This window comes from Rhizobium sp. 'Codium 1' (assembly GCF_020889605.1).
GTDB lineage: Bacteria > Pseudomonadota > Alphaproteobacteria > Rhizobiales > Rhizobiaceae > Allorhizobium > Allorhizobium algae.
The window spans coordinates 220,786-238,690 of sequence record NZ_JAJGPW010000002.1; the positions used below are offsets into that span (position 1 = coordinate 220,786).

Sequence of the window (17,905 nt, forward strand, 5' to 3'; positions counted from 1 at the left end):
GCATGGCAAGAACCGTCGTCGTCACCGGATCGACCAGTGGGATCGGGCTCGGCATCGCCAGAGCCTTTGCAGCCGAAGGCGCGAACCTCGTTATCAACGGCTTTGGCCCGGCTGAGGAGATCGAGGCAAACCGCAAGGCCCTCGAAGCCCATGGCGGCAAGGCGATCTATCACGGCGCCGACATGACCAGACCGGCAGAGATTGCCGACCTGATCGCCACCGCCGAGACGACTTTTGGCGGCATCGACGTGCTCGTCAACAATGCCGGAATCCAGCATGTGTCGCCGGTCGAGGATTTTCCCATCGACAAATGGGACCAGATCATCGCAATCAACCTGACCAGCTCCTTCCACACGATCCGCGCCTGCGTGCCCGGCATGAAGGCGAAGAAAAAGGGCCGCATCATCAATGTCGCCTCCGCCCATGCGCTGGTGGCCTCGCCCTACAAATCGGCCTATGTCGCCGCAAAGCACGGGATCATGGGCCTGACCAAGTCCGTTGCCTTGGAACTGGCAGAATTCGGCATTACCATCAACGCCATCTGCCCCGGTTACGTGTTGACGCCGCTCGTGGAAAAGCAGATCCCCGACACGGCCAGGGCCCGCGGCATTTCCGAGGAAGAGGTGAAGACGGATGTGATGCTGCGTCTGCAGGCGACGAAGGAATTCGTCGCCATCGAGGAGGTAGGGGCCACCGCCATCTTCCTCGCCAGCGATGCAGCCAGGCAGATCACCGGCACCTCCATTTCGATCGACGGCGGCTGGACCGCGCAATAACGCGGCATCCGCACACAAAGGCAGTTCATGACCAGCATTCGTTTCATCCTGAACGGCGAAGACATCGCCCTTTCCAGCCTCGACCCGACCGAGACGCTGCTCGACTTCCTCCGCCTGAAGCGCCGGCTGACGGGCTCCAAGGAAGGTTGCGCGGAAGGCGATTGCGGCGCCTGCACGGTCCTGGTCGGACGCCTCGTCTCGGGACGGCTCGTATATGAAACGGTCAATGCCTGCATCCGCTTCGTCGGCTCGCTGAACGCAACCCATGTTGTGACGGTCGAGCATCTGGCGGCGAAGGACGGCACGCTGCATCCTGTGCAGCAGGCCATGGTCGATTGCCATGGCTCGCAATGCGGCTTCTGCACCCCGGGATTCGTCATGTCGCTCTACGGGCTTTGGCTCACCTCGGAGAACCCCAGCCGTGCCGAAATCGAGCGGGCATTGCAAGGCAATCTCTGTCGCTGCACGGGCTACGAGCCCATCGTCAAGGCCGCCGAACAGGTGGCTCGCATCCGGCCATCCGCCCTCTTCGACCCGCTGGAACGCGAACGCGCCGAAATCATCGCGCGGCTGGAAGAGCTGGTCAGCCATGAGACCATCCTGGTGAATGGCTGCGATGGCCGCACCCTGGTGGTGCCCGGCAGCGTCGAAGCCCTGGCGAACACCCTCGCCGCCCATCCCAAGGCAACCGTCGTCGCCGGTGCGACCGATGTCGGCCTCTGGGTTACCAAACAAATGCGCGTTCTCGATCCTGTGGTCTTCATCAATCATCTGGAAGACCTGCAAAGGACCACCGTCAGGCCCGAGGGCATCACGCTGGGCGCCGGCGTCAGCTATTCCAGCGCTTTCGAGATCCTGCGCCGGGAAATTCCAGCCTTCGGCCGCCTGATCGAGCGCATCGGCGGCCAGCAGGTGCGCAACATGGGCACGATCGGCGGCAATATCGCGAACGGCTCGCCGATCGGCGACAGCCCTCCGGCGCTGATCGCACTGTCGGCCACCGTCACGCTGCGCTCCACCTCAGGCACACGAACCATGCCACTCGAGGACTTCTTCATCGACTACGGCAAGCAGGACCGGCAGCCGGGCGAATTCGTCGAAAGCCTCTTCGTCCCGCGTCCCAAGGCGACAAGCCATGTGGCCGTCTACAAGATCACCAAGCGCCGCGACGAGGACATCTCGGCCCTTTGCGGCGCCTTCCATCTGGAGACCGATGCTGATGGCGTGGTCACCCACATCCGCATCGCATTTGGCGGCATGGCAGGCACGCCAAAGCGGGCACGGTCGGTAGAGGCAGCACTTTATGGAAAGCCGTTTACCCAGGCGACTGTCGATGCCGCGCGCGACGCCTTCGACCGCGACTACCAGCCCCTCACCGACTGGCGCGCCACGGCCGACTACCGTCAACTGACGGCGAAGAACCTGCTGACGCGGTTTTTCCTCGAAGTGTCCGGCACCCCGCAGGAACTGCAGCGCTTCGCGACGGAGGAGGCTTGATCATGGACAAGGCGACCTACGAGACGACGAAATACATCAAGGGGCCGATGCACCAGTCGCTCAGGCATGATTCAGCACACAAGCATGTCGCCGGAAGTGCCGAATATATCGACGACATTCCCGAACCCGCAGGCCTGCTGCACGGCGCGCTCGGCATGGCCGACCGCGCCCATGCGGAGATCCTGTCGATCGACCTTTCGGCGGTGAAATCCTATCCGGGTGTCGTCTGCGTACTGACGGCAGCCGACATTGCCGGCGTCAACGACGTCTCCTCCGGCGGCCGGCACGACGAGCCGTTGATCGCAACGGACAAGATTGAATTTCACGGCCAGACGATCTTCGCCGTGATCGCCGAGACCCGCGACATAGCCCGGAAGGCGGCCCGTCTCGCCAAAGTCGACTACCGCGACCTGCCCTTCTGGACCGATATCGATGGCGCACTTGAAAACGACGCGCCGCTGGTGACGCCGGGCATGACGCTGAAGCGCGGCACGCCGGAGACGGAACTCGACAAGGCGGCCCACCGCATCCAGGGCTCGATGCGCATCGGCGGCCAGGAGCACTTCTATCTTGAAAGCCATATCGCGCTCGCCATCCCCGGCGAGGACGACGACGTCACCGTCTGGTCCTCGACCCAGCACCCTTCCGAGATCCAGCACATCGTCGGCCATGTTCTCGACATTCCCTCCAATGCCGTCACCGTGAATACGCGACGCATGGGTGGCGGTTTCGGCGGCAAGGAAACCCAGGGAAACCAGTTCGCAGCACTGGCGGCCCTGGCCGCCAAGAAGCTGAACCGCGCCGTGAAATTTCGCCCTGACCGCGACGAAGACATGGGCGTTACTGGCAAGCGCCACGATTTCAAGATGGACTTCGACGTCGCCTTTGATGGCGACGGCAAGATCCACGCGATCGAGGCGAACTTCGCCGCCCGCTGCGGGTATTCCTCGGATCTGTCCGGCCCGGTCACCGATCGCGCCCTCTTCCATGCCGATTCCAGCTATTTCTACCCGCATGTGACGCTGACCTCGCAACCGCTGAAGACGCATACTGTCTCCAACACCGCCTATCGCGGTTTCGGAGGGCCGCAGGGCATGCTCGGCGGCGAGCGCGTGATCGAGGAGATTGCCTATGCACTGGGCAAGGATCCGCTGGAGGTACGCAAGGCCAATTTCTATGGCGAGAAGGGCTCGGGCCGCGACGTGACGCCCTACCACCAGCAGGTGGAAGACAACATCATCCTGAAGGTCGTCGAGGAACTCGAAACCTCGGTCGATTATCAGACGCGTCGTCAGGCGATCATAGACTTCAACAGGACAAGCCCGGTCATAAAGAAGGGCATCGCGCTCACGCCGGTAAAGTTCGGCATCTCCTTCACCATGACCGCTTTCAACCAGGCCGGCGCACTCGTCCATATCTATCAGGACGGCTCGATCCATCTGAACCATGGCGGCACCGAAATGGGCCAGGGCCTCTACACCAAGGTCGCCCAGGTCGTCGCCGACTGTTTCCAGGTGGATGTCGACACGGTGAAGATCACCGCCACCACGACCGCCAAGGTGCCGAACACCTCGGCCACCGCCGCCTCCTCCGGCTCCGACCTGAACGGCATGGCCGCCTTCGACGCCGCCCGCCAGATCAAGGAACGGCTGGTCGCGTTTGCCTGCGAGAAATACGGTGTCCCGTCCGCCGACGTCGAGTTTCTGCCCAACCGCGTGCGCGTTGGCGAGCATATCTTCTCCTTCGGCGACTTCGTCAAACAGGCCTATTTTGGCCGCGTCCAGCTCTCGGCAGCGGGTTTCTACAAGACACCGAAGATCCATTGGGATCGCGCCGCCGGTCGCGGCACGCCCTTCTACTACTACGCCTATGGTGCGGCCTGCTCGGAAGTCTCGATCGATACGCTCACCGGCGAATATCTGATGGATCGCACCGACATTCTCCACGATGTCGGCAAGTCGCTGAACCCGGCCATCGATATCGGCCAGATCGAGGGCGGCTTCGTTCAGGGCATGGGCTGGCTGACGACCGAAGAACTCTGGTGGGACGGCAAGGGCAGGCTTCGCACCCACGCGCCCTCCACCTACAAGATCCCGCTCGCCTCCGACCGGCCGAAAATTTTCAACACGAAGCTGGTGCCGTGGTCGGAAAATGCCGAACCGACCATTGGTCGCTCCAAGGCCGTTGGCGAACCGCCCTTCATGCTGGCGATCTCGGTGCTCGAAGCGCTCTCGATGGCTGTGGCCTCGGTCGCGGATTACCGCGTTTGCCCGAAGCTGGACGCTCCCGCCACGCCGGAGCGCGTGCTGATGGCGGTGGAGAGGTTGAAACGGGCTTGATGGGCTCAGCGCATGGCCGCTCTCAGCACGTAGAGGAAGGCTGCAAGGATCAGGGCCGGTAGAACAAGCAGCTTCACCAGATAGGCGGTCGCAATGCCGATGGACGCGGTGAACAGGTCTGCGGAAATGGCAACGCCATCCTGGATGACCTGCGCGTTCGCGGCAGCCGTGGCCGCCATATCGGAGGCGGCCTGCAGGGTCCCGGTAAATGCAGAGCCAAGCCGGTCGAACATGCCGTCCTCCGCCGGCACGATCCTGTCGGTGGGCGAAAGCACGCCGGCCGTCGCGGCGACGTCGCCGTCCACCGACGCATGCTGACCTTGCATGCGATCGAAGACCTCTGTGGCCTGGCTCCAGGCCCTGTCAGTGATGGCGTCGCCGGCATAAAAGGCGATGGTGTAGGATGCGGGCAGCAGAAGGGCGCCCAGAACTCCAAGCGCGATGATCGCCCGGGCGAGACGGTCCATCATGGGCGGCACTTGCCGGGCCGTCAGGGTCAACGCCGCGCAAAACAGGGAACAGACCGCCAAGCCGACGGAAGCCACCTTCGCGACCGGCACGAGTACCAGCGACAAGATGCCGGAGACGATGGCAAGGCCGAACAGAAGATCGACCAGGCGTTCAATGGTATTGATGACGGGCTGGAGCAGTTGGCCGGGGCTTGCGGTCACGGAGGCCACGCCCACCCCGCCGGTAATGTCGGCATCGCGCGCAACGCTCATCACCGAATTGGCCACCCGCAGCGTGCCATAGAGCGCGCCGCTGCCGATCATCACGTCCCGGCTGAAGCGCGCGGCGACATCCGCCAGCGGATTGACGAGGAAAAGCGCCACGGCGAAAACCGCAACGAGCAGCCAGACGATCAGGCCTTTGGTTCTGGTCATTGAAGCTCCCATGTCTTCGACGCGGAACCATAACACGTCAGTCCCGTTACAGGCGCGGTGAAACCCAGGGGAATAAACCCCAAGCCCTGCTGTCCAGTTCCCGGTATTGAGTGCTAGGATCGCATCATCATGACCGCTACCACCCTCCCCGCTTTTCTCGCCACCCATTCCAATTCCGTCCTCGTCGAGGTTGCCGAGACCAAGGGCTCGACCCCGCGCGACATGGGCACGCTGATGCTGGTGTCACCAAATGCGCTTTGGGGCACGATCGGCGGTGGTCATCTGGAGTTTATGGCGATCGAGCACGCCCGAAGGCGTCTGGCAGGCGCAGAGGTGGCCGAGACACTCGACGTGCCCTTGGGACCGGAGATCGGCCAATGCTGCGGCGGCCGCACGCTTTTGTCCTTTCGTGCGGTCGATGCATCCGTCACTTCAGACCTGGTAAGGCGCCTCGCCGATGAACGCGCCGGGTTTCCTGAAGTCATGCTCTTCGGTGCCGGCCATGTCGGGCTGGCCCTGACCCGGGCGCTTAGCCCCCTACCGTTGAATGTCACCCTCATCGACTCGCGGCCAGAAATCGACGGTGAGGTCCCTGATGGCATCACATTCCGCCGCGTCGCCATGCCCGAGGCCGAGGTGGCGCGAGCGAAACCGGGCGCTGCCTTGGTCATCCTCACCCATGACCATGCATTGGATTTTCTGATCTGCAGGCAAGCGCTCGCCCGCAGCGATCTCGCCTATGTCGGCATGATCGGCTCCAAGACCAAGCGCGCCACCTTCGCCTCCTTCTTGGAGCGCGAAGGCATGGGACGCGCTGCCCTCGAACGACTGACACTGCCGATCGGAGGGAGCGCGGTGAAGGACAAGCGCCCGGCGGTGATTGCCGCGATGGTGGCGGCAGAACTGGCAGGCGTTCTGCTCGTGTGAGCAAGCGTCGATCTTTCTCGAGCCGTCTTTCAAGCAGACTGCACAGCTCACTGAATTCGCATGCGATTCTACAAAGGACCCGGCAAGATGAAGTCGCGCCGGCGCCGGCCGCGCCAGTCATGCAGTGCGCAGTCCGCGGGCGGCTCGCTCGCGAGACCAATATCCCGCCGCAAGTCCGGCGGCAGGTCTTCCAGGCGCGTCCGCCGCCGCGTCCGCCCGGCGAGAAGCAGGTCACGAAACCATGTTTCGATGCCTTCAGTTGCAGGCACGAGTCGTCCGATCGCGGATACCATTTTCGCCTCCACGCGATTGATGTCATTCTTGTCTGATGGACCGATCATGCCTGTGGTTGCGAGGCTGATCCAATTCAATTAGGCTTGCGATGGATAAAGAGAGCTGATCCATGAAACTGTCGCGCCAACTCCCGCTGAACGCCATTCGTGTCTTCGAGGCGGTCGGACGCCTGATGAGTTTCACGCGGGCCGGCGAAGAACTGGGCATGACCCAGACAGCCGTGAGCTATCAGATCAAGCTCCTCGAGGACTATGTCGGCGAGCCGCTTTTCTGGCGTCGTCCGCGCCAGATCGGATTGACCGAAACTGGAGCGCGCCTGCATCCGAAGGTGACGGAAGGCTTTGAGGTGCTGGTCGACGCCGTGCAGCAGGCGAAGCGCAGTGCCGTCGAAACACTTGAGATCCACTCGGTGCCGACCTTCGCTTCAAACTGGCTGGCCCGCCATCTCGGCAGTTTTCAGCTCGCCCATCCAGATATCGCGGTGCGCCTGCTGCGCGTCAGCAAGTTCGAAGACCTCGCGACCAAGAGCGCTGACGTCGCGATCCCCTGGGGTAATGGCCCTTGGCCGGGCACCATCGCACATCCGTTGATCCGGCTGGACTTCACACCGATGCTGAGCCCCAAGCTGGCGGAAAGCATCGGCGGCGTGCATGAACCGGCCGATCTTTTGAAGCTGCCGATCATCAGCCCGGGCGACCCCTGGTGGCCGCAATGGTTTGCCGCCGTCGGCATTCACAATCCCACCCTGATCGACACCAAGCTGCACAGCTACGAGGCGCAGGATCTGGAGGCCAATTCCGCAATCGCTGGCTTTGGCGTTGCCATCATCAGCCCCTTCTTCTTCAAGGAGGAGCTGGCCTCGGGCCGCCTGATCCGCCCGTTCGAGCTCGCCTGCCCAGCCAATGCGCCCATCCAGCTTGTCTATTCCCACTCCAGACGCAACGCACCGAAGATCAGGGCCTTCCACGCCTGGATCACGGCCACGCTCGAAGCCGAAAAAGCGCCATGATTTCACGGGTTTCTGCGAAAGAAAAGAATCCCTGCATAAATCGACCTTCATCACCCCGCCCGAACGTGAGAGGGCTTCCCTTGCAAAGCAATATTTTCCACACTAGGCGGTCGGGAGGACAACAGGGGAACTCCGAATGTATGAATACGCGATCGCCTGGGAATGGCTGAACTTCGCCGTCCGCTGGCTGCATGTGATCACCGCGATCGCCTGGATCGGCTCATCCTTTTACTTCATCGCGCTGGATCTCGGCCTGGTGAAGCGTCCAGGCCTGCCGGTCGGCGCCTATGGCGAGGAGTGGCAGGTGCATGGCGGTGGTTTCTACCATATCCAGAAATATCTGGTCGCCCCCGCCTCGATGCCGGAGCATCTCACCTGGTTCAAATGGGAGAGCTACGCCACCTGGCTCTCGGGTTTTGCGCTGCTGGCCGTGGTCTATTACGGCGGCGCCGACCTTTTCCTCATCGACCGCACGGTGCTCGACATCGAGTCCTGGCAGGCGATCGGCCTGTCGCTGGCGTCGCTGGCCGTCGGCTGGATCCTGTACGACCTCCTGTGCAAGTCACCGCTCGGCCGCAACACCTGGGGCCTGATGGCCCTGCTCTACATCGTGCTTATCGCCATGGCCTGGGGCTACACCCAGATCTTCACCGGTCGCGCCGCCTTCCTGCATCTCGGCGCGTTTACCGCGACGATCATGTCGGCCAATGTCTTTTTCATCATCATTCCCAACCAGAAGATCGTCGTGGCCGATCTGGTCGCGGGCCGCACACCCGATCCGAAATACGGCGTGATCGCCAAGCAGCGCTCGCTGCACAACAACTACCTGACGCTGCCCGTCATCTTCTTCATGCTGTCGAACCACTATCCGCTGGCGTTTGCCACGGAGTTCAACTGGATCATCGCGGCCCTCGTTTTCCTGATGGGCGTCACCATTCGCCACTGGTTCAACACCACCCATGCCCGCAAGGGCAAGCCGACCTGGACCTGGCTGGTGACGGTGCTCATCTTCATCGTCATCATGTGGCTGTCGACGGTGCCAAAGGTGCTGACCGGCGAGGAAGACCAGGCGGGCCTTTCGACCCGTGAACAGACCTTTGTTGCAAACGGCCATTTCGAAGCCGTGCGCGATGTCGTACAGGGCCGCTGTTCGATGTGCCACGCAGCCGAGCCCGTCTGGGACGGCATCGCGCGGGCACCGAAGAACGTGAAGCTTGAAACGGACGGCGAGATCGCCGCCCATGCCCGTGAAATCTATCTCCAGGCCGGCCGCAGCCATGCCATGCCGCCTGGAAACATCACCGATCTCTCGCCCGAAGAGCGCCAGTTGCTCGTCGCCTGGTACGAGACGACGGTCGAAGGCAAATGATGACACCTGAGATCCTGATCCGCGGCCGCCTCCTCTCCTTTGTGAGGGCACCCGACCATGCCGGCGACCGCGAGAGCTATCTCTATGAGGAAGATGGCGCGCTGCTGGTCCGTGACGGCAAGATTGTTGCCACCGGCGACTACGCGGAAGTAAAGGCAAAGGCCGGCGCGGATACAACCGAGATCGACCACCGCCCGCATCTGATCCTGCCCGGCCTGATCGACTGCCACGTGCATTTCCCGCAGATGCAGGTGATCGCGTCCTATGCCGCCAACCTGCTGGAGTGGCTCGACACCTACACCTTCCCCGAGGAATGCCGTTTCGTCGAGAGCGCCCATGCCGAGCGGATCGCGATCCAGTTCTTCGACGAATTCCTGCGCCAGGGCACGACGACCGCAGTTGCCTATTGCTCGGTGCACAAGACCTCTGCCGACGCCTTCTTTGCCGAGAGCCAGAAGCGCGGCACGCTGATGATCGGCGGCAAGGTGATGATGGACCGCAACGCCCCGCAGGGCCTGCTCGACACGCCGCAACTCGGCTATGATGAGACCCGCGCCGTCATCGAACAGTGGCACGGCAAGGGCCGCAACCACGTCGCCATCACGCCCCGTTTTGCCATCACCTCGACCCCCGAGCAGATGGCGATGACGCAGACGCTGGCGGAAGAATTTCCCGACCTGCATGTCCAGACGCATCTGTCTGAGAACCACGACGAGATCCGCTATACCTGCGAACTCTATCCGGACGCCAAGGACTATACGGACATTTACGCCCGCTACGGCCTGCTCCGGAGAAAGGCTCTCTTCGGCCATGCGATCCATTTGTCGGATCGCGAGGCGGATGCCATGGCGGACAGCGGCGCGGTCGCGGTTCATTGCCCGACCTCGAACCTCTTCCTCGGCTCCGGCCTCTTTCCGCTGAAGGCGATGAAGCGGCGCGAAAAGCCTGTCACCATTGCGGTCGCCACCGACATCGGCGGCGGCTCGAGCTACTCCATGTTCAAGACCATGGACGAGGCCTACAAGATCCAGCAATTGCTGGGTGAGCGCTTGAACCCGCTGGAGAGCTTCTACCACATGACCCTTGGCAATGCGGTGGCGCTCGACCTCGCCGACCGGATCGGAACGCTTGATGAAGGCACCGATGCCGATATCGTTGTGCTGAATGCCGCCGCTACGCCAGCCATGCGGCTCCGGATGGAGACGGTGACCTCGTTGAGCGAAGAGCTTTTCCTGTTGCAGACGCTCGGCGACGATCGTTCGGTGGTCGAAACCTATGTCGCCGGCAGGGCATCCAAGCCCGGGGCCATGGTGTGAGGGTCCAGTGAGCGAAAGCGGCTATTCCAGCACCCCTCTTCCGAAGAAACTCGGATTGAAGCCGGAATTGGCCGCCCTCTTCATCGGCTTGCCGGACGGTCTTGCCTATCTGGCTGGGGGTATGCCGGCCGCCCGGTGCGCGCCCGATCTGGCCGCGGCCACGGGGCGCGACCTGGATTACGTCCATGTTTTCGAGACATCGCGCGCTGCGCTGGAAGATCACGCGGCGCAGCTCAAGTCCGTGTTGAAGCCAGCAGGCATGCTGTGGATCTCCTGGCCGAAAAAGACTTCACGCATCCCCACCACCATCACAGAGGACGCCCTCCGGACCATCTTCCTGCCGACGGGACTGGTGGATGTGAAGGTCTGCGCGGTCGACGGCATCTGGTCAGGGCTGAAATTCGTGCTACGCAAGGAGTTGCGGTCGTGAGAGGAGATGCGGCCGGGGAGAGCGTCTATCGATGATCGCCAATCTGGCTATCGGCACACTTATGATTTCGCTGACGGTGGTGGTCCACACCTTCGGCCTCATGGCCGTGACCCATGCCATGGCCTGGATCACCGACCGGATTCGTCTGCATGGCCACAGAAGCCGGTTGCTGGCCATGAACACGGTCGTTATCGGCGTCTTTGCAGTCCTGACGGCGGAAGTCTGGCTCTGGGCCGCCGGGTTCATGGTGATTGGCGTCGTCGATGATTTTGAGACGGCCTTGTATTTCTCCACCACGACATTTTCCACCCTGGGCTATGGCGATGTGGTGCCCAACCCCGAATGGCGCATGCTGGCGGCTCTGGAAAGCGTCAACGGCTTCCTCCTGATCGGCTGGTCAACAGCCTACCTCATCGCCGCCGGCATCCGCGTCGGCCCCTTCAAATCCGGCGAGCACTTCTGATGACCGACTGTCGTCAATCCCGAAAGGCATAAGATATGGCCCCCATTCTCGAAATCTCCGACCTGAAGGATCTCGCTCGCCGCCGCGTGCCGAAACTTTTCTTCGATTATGCCGACAGCGGCTCCTACACCGAGAGCACCTACCGGGCGAACGAGAGCGATTTCGCAAAGATCAAACTTCGCCAGCGCGTCCTGGTCGACATGAGTGGTCGCACGCTCGAGACGACCATGATCGGCGAGAAGGTCAAGATGCCGGTGGCGCTGGCGCCGACGGGTCTGACCGGCATGCAGCATGCAGACGGCGAAATGCTGGCCGCCAGGGCGGCTGAGGAATTCGGCGTGCCCTTCACACTCTCGACCATGAGCATCTGCTCGATCGAGGACGTGGCTTCCGTCACCACCCGCCCCTTCTGGTTTCAGCTCTATGTCATGCGCGACCGCGACTTCGTGGTGAACCTGATCGAGCGCGCCAAGGCGGCCAAATGCTCGGCACTCGTTCTGACCGCCGACCTGCAACTGCTTGGCCAGCGCCACAAGGATATCCGCAACAGCCTGGCAGCCCCGCCGCGGCTGACGCCCAAACATCTCTACCAGATGGCGACACGTCCACGCTGGTGCTGGAACATGCTGCAGACGAACCGCCGTACCTTCCGCAACATTCACGGCCACGCCAAGAATGTCACCGACCTCTCATCGCTGCATGCCTGGACGGCCGAACAGTTCGACCCCAAGCTCTCCTGGAAGGATGTGGACTGGATCCGGAAACAATGGGGCGGCAAGCTGATCATCAAGGGCATCCTCGACGTCGAGGATGCCAAGATGGCGGCGAAAACCGGCGCCGATGCGATCGTCGTCTCCAATCATGGCGGCCGTCAGCTGGACAGTGCCCATTCCTCGATTTCCATGCTGCCGAAAATCGTCGACGCCGTCGGACACAAGGTCGAAGTCCACATGGATGGCGGCATCCGTTCCGGTCAGGACGTGCTGAAAGCCGTGGCACTGGGCGCCAAGGGCACCTATATCGGCCGCCCCTTCCTTTACGGCCTCGGCGCCATGGGCAAGCAGGGCGTCACCAAGGCTCTTGAGATCATCGCCAAGGAGATGGATGTCACCATGGCGCTCTGCGGCAAGCGACAGCTGTCGGATGTCGACAAGAGCATCATCGCGGAAAGCCCGTTCTGAGCCGGTTCAAGCGATCCAGCCACTCGACAGCGCACTGACCCAATCCATCATGCCATGGCGGCGCGCGAGTTCTGCCATGGCGAGATTGTCGTAGCGCACAAGCCGGAAACTCGGCTGCCAGCCACGCGGGCTCCTTTCGAGGATCGCATAGCTGGCAAATGGCGTCCCGGCCTGGGCCTTGTGATAGACGGGCACGTCATAATCGAAGCCGGGGCAGCCGACGCTACCGGGATTGACGAGCAGGCGACCATCCGAGAGCTGAACCGCACGCGGGATATGGCTGTGGCCGCAGAGAAGGAGCGGCGTGTCGATGCCCTCCGCCAGGGCCTCGATCTCTGCGCGCGGTTTCAGATGGAAGATGCCGTCCGCAGACAATGTCTCGGTCCAGTACGTATTGTCATCCTGCGGCGTCGCGTGACAGAGAAACACCTCGTCGCCCATATAGGCTGTCTCCGGCAATCTGCGGATCCAGTCGAGATGGGTGGCGGACAATTGCGGATAACTTGGTTTTTCCCAGTCTCCCATTGCCTCGAAAGGCCGATCGACCAAGGCTCGATCATGATTGCCCCGCACCGTCAGCGCATTGAGCGGCATCAGGAGATCAGCCGTCAGACCCGCCTCGAGTGGCCCGGAAAAACTGTCTCCGAGATTGACGATCTCATCGATCCCCTGTGCACGGATATCGGCAATAACGGCCTGGAGCGCCAGATGATTGCCATGGATGTCGGCGATCGCGGCGAAACGCATCAGCTGCCCCGATAGGTCGAATAGCCATAGGGCGAAAGCAGCAGCGGCACATGATAATGCGCCGTGGTATCCGAAATCCCGAAGCGGATCGGGATCACGTCGAGGAAGGGCGGATCGGTGAGCGTGGCTCCCGTTCCCTTGAGATAATCGCCGGCGTGAAAGAGCAGTTCATACTGCCCGATCTGAAACTCGTCACCGGCAAGGATCGGACCGCCATCGACACGACCATCGTCATTGGTGAAGAGGGTCTTGATCAGTTCCGCCTCTTCGCCGTTCATCCGCATCAGCTGGATGCGCAGGCCCTGAGCGGGCTTGCCGAGTGCTGTGTCGAGCACATGGGTGGTGAGGCCGGTCATATCTGGGGCTCCCGAATCACGAAGGGGGTGTCGAAGAAGAACTCTTCGAGATTGTTGCCGGGTCCGTCACGATCCACAACCAGGAAATCGCAGACCGCACCGATCGCCATCAAGGGATGGTGCCAGGTGTTGCGCCGATAGTTCACCCCCTGATGCGGCGCCGCCAGAAACACCTGGGGATCCCCCGGCTTGCCATCCTCATCGGGCGAAACGGCAACAAGAAACGGCCGCCCCGACAGCGGCGAGAAACTCTGACTGCCGAACGGATGCCGCTCCATCATGTCTACCGCATAGGGAAAGGCGCGTGGCTGTCCGCGAAAGATATTGACGATCACCCGCGCCCCCTCGCCTGTCGCTTCGGGCGAAAAGAGCGCATGAAACCGCTCGGTCGTGCCGCCATTGATCAGCCGCATGGTGGCGGGATCGGCCTCGATCACCTCGCCGAATGGCGCAAAGGCGGAGGCCGTCAGCGGACGGATGGGGAGTTCGATGGGCAAAGGGGCTATTCTCCCTGGAGATGCGGGTGGCGAAGCTGGTGGATCTGGCGAACCAGCTTCGGAAGGTCAGACTGAACCGTATCCCAGACCTGACGCCAATCCAGCCGGTCATATTGATGGACCACAAGATTACTTAGCCCCCGCATCTGTGCCCAGGCGATCTCGGGTTGCTCAGAAGCAATATCGGGAAACCTGGCCTGGATACGGGCGGCGGCTGCAGCAATCAGAACGAAGGTCATGGCCACCGCGCGCTGGCGCAACAGATCGTCCTCGAACGCCTCGAAACTGACCCCACCGAGGAACCCTATGGCTTCGGCCGCGGCCTCCTCCATGTCTATGAGATTATCGAGCAGCCGCTCTTCGGGAGTCATATGGCGCGCGCCTCGGCGAGGATCCGCTCCCGCATCCGCTCTTTCAGGCCGCCCGAGGAGGCGATGTCTACCCGACAGGGCAGCAGGTCTTCCATCTCAGCCTGTAGCCCGCCAAGATCGAACAGCGTCACGCCGGGGAGGCCATCCACCGGGATATCGAGATCGCTGTCCGGACCGTCCTCGCCTCGTGCGACAGAACCGAAGACGCGCGGGTTTGTCGCCTTGTGCCGTGCCGTCGCTTCGCGGATCGCCTGCCTGTTCGTCTCCAGCACTACTGACGGTCTCATCGCAGATCTCCCTGGACGCGATCGTAAAACAAACCCGAAGCCCGAGAAAGCTCCACATCGAGCCCCCCAAATGAAAACAGCGCCGGCGTTTCCACCGGCGCTGTATCACGGGTTTTGACCTGAAATCAGGCAGCGCTGCGCGCGTAATCAGCCGTCGGAACTTCGGCGATCGTCTTCAGGACGACGGAAGCGATCTGGTAGGGGCAGCCCTGCGAGTTCGGGCGGCGATCTTCCAGGTAGCCCTTGTAGCCGTTGTTGACGAAGGAGTGCGGAACGCGGATCGAGGCGCCACGGTCGGCAACGCCGTAGGAGAACTTGTTCCACGGAGCCGTCTCGTGCTTGCCGGTCAGGCGCAGATGGTTGTCCGGACCGTAGACGTCGATGTGATCCTGCCAGTTCTTGGCGAAGGATGCCATGAGGGCTTCGAAATACTCCTTGCCGCCCACTTCGCGCATGAAAGTGGTCGAGAAGTTGCAGTGCATGCCCGAGCCGTTCCAGTCGGTATCACCGAGCGGCTTGCAATGGAATTCGACGTCGATGCCATAGGTCTCGCACAGACGCAGCAGCAGGTAGCGGGCGATCCAGATCTGGTCGGCGGCCTTTTTGGAGCCCTTGCCGAACACCTGGAATTCCCACTGGCCCTTGGCGACTTCGGCATTGATGCCTTCGTGGTTGATGCCGGCTTCCAGGCACAGGTCGAGGTGTTCTTCGACGATCTCACGGGCAACCGAACCGACATTCTTGTAGCCGACGCCGGTGTAGTACGGACCCTGCGGAGCGGGATAACCCTGCTCGGGGAAGCCGAGCGGACGGCCGTTTTCGTAGAAGAAGTATTCCTGTTCGAAACCGAACCATGCGCCTTCGTCGTCGAGGATCGTGGCGCGGCTGTTCGACGGATGCGGGGTGACGCCATCGGGCATCATGACTTCGCACATGACGAGAGCGCCGTTGGTGCGAGCAGGATCGGGATAGATGGCGACCGGCTTCAGCACGCAATCCGACGAGTGGCCTTCAGCCTGCATCGTGGAGGAGCCATCAAAGCCCCAGAGCGGCAGCTGTTCCAGGGTCGGAAAGCTGTCGAATTCCTTGATCTGCGTCTTGCCACGCAGGTTTGCTACCGGCTTGTAGCCATCGAGCCAGATATACTCGAGCTTAAACTTGGTCATGGTGCTCTCTCTTCAGTCTCGCGCCATTCATGCGCAACAGAGGGGTGATTCTCCGGTTCGCCCGGGAGTCGGAAATGAAAAAGCAGGAAGCGTGCCAGTTTGCGGAGAGACTGCGAGATTCGGCCATTTTGTCGCAGAACGGCGGCCAAAGCGGGAAGAGTACAGGCCTTTCATTAATAGAATGACCGCACATTCAGGGAACTGAAGGCGCCTGTCAGGTGTTCTCAGCCCGCAAAAGATCACGAAAGCGCGGTGATGATTTTAAATTCATCACTACTTCTGCTTCATTACTGCCCATAAAATAGGCATTTTGCACTTTTCATGTGCATTTGAGTTTTGGACGTGGTAAGCATGAAGCACTGAGAGAACTATCGGTGAAACGAGAGGTAGTAGCATGGCAACGAACATCGTTCGGGAATCGGCGAAGATCTACGAATTCCCGGTGCGTGACCTGGCCCGGCTGAACGCCATGCGTGAGCGCCAGACGCCGAAGCCCGTGATCTATGAGAGCGGTTCGGCGAGCTGGTATCACGAAGAAGCGATCCGCGAGGCCGAACGGGCGCCGAAGCAGTAAGCGCCATCATGGCGACTGGATGCCGTCCGCATTGCGGACGGACGGAAAACATGCGCTGAGCGGGCCAGAGCCCGCTCTTTTTGCATTCTGCGACTGCCCTTGCAGTGATGTAGGTCGACGGAACTCCATCCGATCACCCAAGATCGTGCAGCGCGCCCGGGATCCGATCTTGTCGAAATCCCCGCATCAAAATCCGATCAGGCGCTCCTATGCGCCGTGGTCGGTCCAGGCGAGGTCCCAAGCAGGTCAACGCGCTTCTGGAAGCAAGCTTTCCAGACGAAGCCGGGCGATTTTTTCCACCTGCTGGCAAGCGGTTTCGAATTCCTGGTCGCGGCCGTTCGCAATGCGCGTTTCAAAAGCCTGCAGAATGTCGTCCTTGGTCAGCCCCTTCACCGCAATGATGAAGGGAAAGCCGAAGGTCTCGACATAGGTCGCATTGAGCTCGGTGAAGCGGGCATGCTCTTCGGCACTCAAGCGATCGAGACCGGCACCGGCCTGTTCTCGTTTGCTGTCGTCCGTCAGCTCGCCTGATATGGCGAGCTTGCCCGCCAGATCGGGATGCGCCTTGAGGACGCCGAGCCGCTCGTCCGGACTTGCCGTTCGAAACATGGCGGCCATCGCATCATGTATGTCGAGCGCCGTCAGCGGCTCCTCGATCATGCCGGCATCGAAGGCGCGTTCCGCGATAAAGGGCGAATGCTCGAAGACCCCGCCGAAACGCTGAACGAAATCAGCTCTGTCCATTCAGAATTCCACTTAAAAAAATAGAGCATCACCTGGTTGGGGCGATGCAGGGGGAAGGTCCTTGCGAGGTGCCGCGAAGCGATTCGCAGCAAGGATTAGCCGAGCCTCCGAGGCTTGTCGAGTTTCTGCACAGGACAATGGCGGCGATGCGCGCCAGCGCTTCGTCATCAAGACGGGATGAGCGTCATCGGCCCCTGGATCGCGGCAGCGTTGCAACCGGGTCGCAGGAAAAGGCGGCACCGGACATCTCCGGCGCCATGGTCGCTTTCGGCACTTTCTGCCTGGACGTCGAGGATACCCGCAGCAGACGCTGAAACTTCGAGCAGTCCATGTGCGACTCCGCCTTGCATTGAGCCACATGTCGCAGGGCGTTGCGCAGGCTCGTCAATTTGCGGATCTGCGCGTCCAGCTGGTCCGCCTTGCCATGCAGGGTCATCCGCGAAAGCTCCGGCATGCCGTCGGGACCAAACATGCCCCTCATCTCCTGCAGCGAAAAGCCGGCTGTCTTGCCGAGCGCAATCAGCGACAGCTGCATCAAGGCGCGAGGCTCGAACTGTCGACGCAGGCCATGACGGGCGACCGACCGGATCAGCCCCACCTCCTCGTAATACCGCAGTGTCGCGGCCGAGACCCCGGCCTTCTGTGCCAGCTCGCCGATATCGAGAAATTTCATCCTTG

The 17,905-nt window shown here is 61.7% G+C and carries 20 protein-coding genes; 11 read left to right on the forward strand and 9 right to left on the reverse strand.

The window, feature by feature from the left end; all coding sequences use genetic code 11:
- The first annotated feature begins 2 nt into the window (after positions 1 to 2).
- From LJE98_RS06295 to xdhB, 3 genes are read left to right on the forward strand one after another with little or no spacing between them, the layout of a single operon-like run.
- The gene (locus tag LJE98_RS06295; protein ID WP_229574260.1) at positions 3 to 776 is read left to right on the forward strand and encodes a 3-hydroxybutyrate dehydrogenase; all 774 of its coding nucleotides are present in this window, start codon (positions 3 to 5) and stop codon (positions 774 to 776) included.
- 27 nt (positions 777 to 803) lie between these two features.
- Positions 804 to 2,273, forward strand: coding sequence for a xanthine dehydrogenase small subunit (gene xdhA / locus LJE98_RS06300; RefSeq protein WP_229574261.1), 1,470 nt, complete (start codon positions 804 to 806; stop codon positions 2,271 to 2,273).
- A gap of 2 nt (positions 2,274 to 2,275) precedes the next feature.
- Positions 2,276 to 4,612: a xanthine dehydrogenase molybdopterin binding subunit gene (gene xdhB / locus LJE98_RS06305; protein WP_229574262.1), complete on the forward strand. Its 2,337-nt coding sequence runs from the start codon at positions 2,276 to 2,278 to the stop codon at positions 4,610 to 4,612.
- A gap of 5 nt (positions 4,613 to 4,617) precedes the next feature.
- Here the strand turns inward: xdhB and LJE98_RS06310 are convergent, their stop codons facing one another.
- Complete coding sequence (locus LJE98_RS06310) at positions 4,618 to 5,496, reverse strand: hypothetical protein (protein ID WP_229574264.1); 879 nt, start codon at positions 5,494 to 5,496, stop codon at positions 4,618 to 4,620.
- 129 nt (positions 5,497 to 5,625) lie between these two features.
- On the opposite strand from LJE98_RS06310, the gene xdhC reads away from it, so the two are divergent.
- The 7 genes from xdhC (at position 5,626) to LJE98_RS06345 (ending at position 12,485) form a co-directional block, all read left to right on the forward strand.
- The gene (gene xdhC, locus LJE98_RS06315) at positions 5,626 to 6,423 is read left to right on the forward strand and encodes a xanthine dehydrogenase accessory protein XdhC (RefSeq protein ID WP_229574266.1); all 798 of its coding nucleotides are present in this window, start codon (positions 5,626 to 5,628) and stop codon (positions 6,421 to 6,423) included.
- Positions 6,424 to 6,826: 403 nt separating this feature from the next.
- Complete coding sequence (locus LJE98_RS06320) at positions 6,827 to 7,726, forward strand: LysR substrate-binding domain-containing protein (RefSeq protein WP_229574268.1); 900 nt, start codon at positions 6,827 to 6,829, stop codon at positions 7,724 to 7,726.
- Between the two features lie 136 nt (positions 7,727 to 7,862).
- Positions 7,863 to 9,095 carry a urate hydroxylase PuuD gene (gene puuD / locus LJE98_RS06325; protein ID WP_229574270.1) on the forward strand — a complete coding sequence of 411 codons (1,233 nt, stop codon included), beginning with the start codon at positions 7,863 to 7,865 and terminating at the stop codon, positions 9,093 to 9,095.
- The gene (gene guaD / locus LJE98_RS06330; RefSeq protein ID WP_229574272.1) at positions 9,095 to 10,411 is read left to right on the forward strand and encodes a guanine deaminase; all 1,317 of its coding nucleotides are present in this window, start codon (positions 9,095 to 9,097) and stop codon (positions 10,409 to 10,411) included. The genes puuD and guaD overlap by 1 nt, the downstream gene beginning before the upstream one ends.
- Positions 10,412 to 10,418: 7 nt before the next feature.
- Positions 10,419 to 10,841: a hypothetical protein gene (locus LJE98_RS06335; protein ID WP_229574274.1), complete on the forward strand. Its 423-nt coding sequence runs from the start codon at positions 10,419 to 10,421 to the stop codon at positions 10,839 to 10,841.
- A 31-nt stretch (positions 10,842 to 10,872) separates the two neighbouring features.
- Positions 10,873 to 11,304: a potassium channel family protein gene (locus tag LJE98_RS06340; protein ID WP_229574276.1), complete on the forward strand. Its 432-nt coding sequence runs from the start codon at positions 10,873 to 10,875 to the stop codon at positions 11,302 to 11,304.
- Between the two features lie 35 nt (positions 11,305 to 11,339).
- Entirely contained in the window at positions 11,340 to 12,485 is a 1,146-nt protein-coding gene (locus tag LJE98_RS06345) for an alpha-hydroxy acid oxidase (protein ID WP_229574277.1), read from the forward strand.
- Between the two features lie 6 nt (positions 12,486 to 12,491).
- Here the strand turns inward: LJE98_RS06345 and LJE98_RS06350 are convergent, their stop codons facing one another.
- From LJE98_RS06350 to LJE98_RS06375, 6 genes are all read right to left on the reverse strand, one after another.
- The gene (locus tag LJE98_RS06350; RefSeq protein ID WP_229574279.1) at positions 12,492 to 13,232 is read right to left on the reverse strand and encodes a metallophosphoesterase family protein; all 741 of its coding nucleotides are present in this window, start codon (positions 13,230 to 13,232) and stop codon (positions 12,492 to 12,494) included.
- Positions 13,232 to 13,588: a hydroxyisourate hydrolase gene (gene uraH, locus LJE98_RS06355; RefSeq protein WP_229574281.1), complete on the reverse strand. Its 357-nt coding sequence runs from the start codon at positions 13,586 to 13,588 to the stop codon at positions 13,232 to 13,234. The genes LJE98_RS06350 and uraH overlap by 1 nt, the downstream gene beginning before the upstream one ends.
- Positions 13,585 to 14,085 (reverse strand): ureidoglycolate lyase, encoded by a 501-nt coding sequence (locus LJE98_RS06360; RefSeq protein WP_229574283.1) that lies wholly within the window; start codon positions 14,083 to 14,085, stop codon positions 13,585 to 13,587. Before LJE98_RS06360 ends, uraH begins: the two co-directional genes overlap by 4 nt.
- Positions 14,086 to 14,090: 5 nt before the next feature.
- A complete protein-coding gene (locus tag LJE98_RS06365; protein WP_229574285.1) occupies positions 14,091 to 14,456 on the reverse strand; it encodes a DUF86 domain-containing protein in 366 nt (121 codons plus the stop codon).
- The gene (locus LJE98_RS06370) at positions 14,453 to 14,743 is read right to left on the reverse strand and encodes a nucleotidyltransferase family protein (RefSeq protein WP_229574287.1); all 291 of its coding nucleotides are present in this window, start codon (positions 14,741 to 14,743) and stop codon (positions 14,453 to 14,455) included. The genes LJE98_RS06365 and LJE98_RS06370 overlap by 4 nt, the downstream gene beginning before the upstream one ends.
- Before the next feature lie 125 nt (positions 14,744 to 14,868).
- Positions 14,869 to 15,909, reverse strand: a complete 1,041-nt coding sequence (locus LJE98_RS06375; protein WP_229574289.1) for a glutamine synthetase beta-grasp domain-containing protein — start codon at positions 15,907 to 15,909, stop codon at positions 14,869 to 14,871.
- Between the two features lie 394 nt (positions 15,910 to 16,303).
- Between LJE98_RS06375 and LJE98_RS06380 the strand changes: the two genes are divergently transcribed.
- On the forward strand, positions 16,304 to 16,483 hold the full coding sequence (locus LJE98_RS06380; protein WP_229574291.1) for a DUF2735 domain-containing protein: 180 nt from the start codon (positions 16,304 to 16,306) through the stop codon (positions 16,481 to 16,483).
- 246 nt (positions 16,484 to 16,729) lie between these two features.
- Here LJE98_RS06380 and uraD read toward each other — a convergent pair whose 3' ends face one another.
- Positions 16,730 to 17,227 carry a 2-oxo-4-hydroxy-4-carboxy-5-ureidoimidazoline decarboxylase gene (gene uraD, locus LJE98_RS06385; RefSeq protein WP_229574293.1) on the reverse strand — a complete coding sequence of 166 codons (498 nt, stop codon included), beginning with the start codon at positions 17,225 to 17,227 and terminating at the stop codon, positions 16,730 to 16,732.
- Between the two features lie 184 nt (positions 17,228 to 17,411).
- Positions 17,412 to 17,900, reverse strand: a complete 489-nt coding sequence (locus tag LJE98_RS06390) for a helix-turn-helix domain-containing protein (RefSeq protein ID WP_229574295.1) — start codon at positions 17,898 to 17,900, stop codon at positions 17,412 to 17,414.
- Between the last annotated feature and the right edge of the window lie 5 nt (positions 17,901 to 17,905).